The organism is Falsiroseomonas oryzae, assembly GCF_027856955.1.
Taxonomy (GTDB): Bacteria; Pseudomonadota; Alphaproteobacteria; order Acetobacterales; family Acetobacteraceae; genus Falsiroseomonas; species Falsiroseomonas oryzae.
Genome location: NZ_JAPSMD010000672.1, coordinates 1 through 2,057 on the forward strand (window position 1 = coordinate 1; position 2,057 = coordinate 2,057).

Here is a 2,057-nt window from a genome sequence, read left to right on the forward strand (position 1 = left end):
GCGGAACCCATCGAGGCCAGCTACCACATGGTGGCAATCAAAGGCCGCAGACATGACCGCACGCGCGCCGCCCAAGCCAGCCGAGACGATCATGCTTGCAGGGCGGGGACCGTCCAGACATGGTCGATGGACTTCGTCTCCGACGCGCTGTTCGACGGGCGGCCGATCCGGATCCTGGCGGTGATCGACGCCCACACGCGAGAGGCGCTCTCGATAGTGCCGAGAGCCAATTTCCGGGCCTTCGACGTGGTGGCCGAACTCGACCGGCTGGCGCGCGAGCGGGGGCGGCCGAAGACGCTGAAGGTGGACAATGGCCCGGAGTTCGCGGGCCGGATGCTGGACCAGTGGGCGCACCTGAACGGGGTGGAGATCGACTTCTCCCGCCCCGGCAAGCCCACGGACAACGCCCACATCGAGGCGTTCAACAGCCGCCTCCGGGCGGAATGCCTCAACGCCTCTTGGTTCCTGTCGCTGGCCGATGCGCGGGAGCGGCTCGAGGCTTGGAGGGGGGAGTACAACGAGGAACGGCCGCACGGGTCACTACGGAACTTGACCCCGCGGGCGTTCGCCGAGCAGGCTCGAACAGCCCGACGAGTTGCGTAGACCCCGGACCAGAGGCGGGGAGCGGACCAAGCTGCCGCCGGACTACATTACAGGCGGACCGCTTCTACGGGGGCAGGTCACTGAAGGCGATGCTCATCTCCAGGCTCTCCCCGCTGAGCAGCGATGTCGGCAGGCCATCATCCGGTTTGGGGCGCGTCGGAACGCCTATGCGCTTCAGCAGCCCCCGAGCTACGAGCAAGTGCGACGAACAACCCAACGTACGATCAGGTTATGCCAATTAGCGAGCCCCCGGCCTGGATGCGTCGGCGCCCTCCCGCTTCATGGCAGAAGAGTGGAGCGTATCCAGCGGACCCGAACCGAGGTGCTCGAGAATACGCTTCAGTGCCGCGATGTTGTTTTCGTCTTCGGCGCTCCCGAGCGCTTCCTGCAGCACCGCGCGGATGTCGTCGGCTCCGACCCGCTCCATCTCCCAATTCGGATATAGACGCGCGCGCTTTTCCACATTCCGGTCCAGCGTGACGATGTCGTAATGGCGCGGATCGCCATGCAGGCTCGCGATCAGGTTCTCCACCTGGGCCGGCGGCCCCTCGATCCACTGGAAGAAAACGCCGCTGCCGAAAACCAGCACGCCGGTGATGTCCCGGGCGACATTGCGGCGTTGAGACAACTCGATGATGCGGTCGACCTCGGCGTCGTCGACGCCTTCGGCGGCACGACTGCAGTAGACGAAAGTATCGAGAATGGGCCCAGCGTAGCCCGAGTCAGCGTCGCTTGGAAAACCAAATTCGTCGAACATAGGTCAGCTCGCTTTGTCTATGCCGGGCAACCCGCGCTATGCGGGTTAACTCGCGTGAGGGTAGCGCAACTCTCTGAGTTGGGTAAGCAAGGATTGATACCAACTCTCGCGGCCCGTGATTCACGAGCGGGATTCCCGGACGCGGCGGTGATGTGATGCAAGCTGGTGATCCCCGGAGGCTCACCATGCGGCGCGCTATTGCCCTGCGATCCGACTTCGACCCCCCGAGCTTCGCCGTGTGGCTCGGCGGAGCAAGGACGCCGCCCAGGCGCGCCGTTTGCTGGCGGTGGCGGCGATCTACGATGGCGGCACGCGCTCGGAGGCGGCGCGGCTTGGCAACGTCACCCTGCAGGTCGTGCGGGATTGGGTGGTGCGTTTCAACGCCAAAGGACCGGACGGGCTGTGAACCGCACCGGTGCGATACCCGGTTGCGTCCACGAAAGCGGCGAAGCGGCGGTTCGTCACCGCCGCCACGTCCATGCGGAAGGGTGCGAGCGTCACACGCCGCGCCGGGCCCTCGCCATCCTCCCGGAAGAAGGGCTGGTCGGTCCCGACCAGCGCGCCGCCGCCCGGGATCGGCACCGTCTCCGCCTCGTCGCGGCCCGGCGCCGCCATGATCGCGGGCGCCCCGGGCAGGGCGTCGCGCGCGCCGCCGGGCAGGCAGCAGCCCTTGGCCGTCGCGCTCATCGCGTCGCGG

3 protein-coding genes and 1 pseudogene are annotated in these 2,057 nt (G+C 67.0%); 2 read left to right on the forward strand and 2 right to left on the reverse strand.

Annotation, left to right across the window (positions count from 1 at the left end):
• Positions 1-603: integrase core domain-containing protein (locus OZN99_RS30420; protein ID WP_270938950.1), on the forward strand; the 603-nt coding region annotated here is incomplete at its 5' end.
• 238 nt (positions 604-841) lie between these two features.
• Here the strand turns inward: OZN99_RS30420 and OZN99_RS30425 are convergent.
• Positions 842-1,360: a BLUF domain-containing protein gene (locus OZN99_RS30425; RefSeq protein WP_270938951.1), complete on the reverse strand. Its 519-nt coding sequence runs from the start codon at positions 1,358-1,360 to the stop codon at positions 842-844.
• Between the two features lie 185 nt (positions 1,361-1,545).
• Here OZN99_RS30425 and OZN99_RS30430 point away from each other — a divergent pair.
• Positions 1,546-1,763: pseudogene (locus OZN99_RS30430) on the forward strand (helix-turn-helix domain-containing protein); the annotation flags it as partial.
• On the opposite strand, the gene OZN99_RS30435 reads toward OZN99_RS30430, so the two are convergent.
• Entirely contained in the window at positions 1,658-2,047 is a 390-nt protein-coding gene (locus tag OZN99_RS30435) for an SUMF1/EgtB/PvdO family nonheme iron enzyme (RefSeq protein WP_333779789.1), read from the reverse strand. The pseudogene OZN99_RS30430 and the gene OZN99_RS30435 sit on opposite strands and share 106 nt — an antisense overlap.
• Positions 2,048-2,057 lie beyond the last annotated feature (10 nt).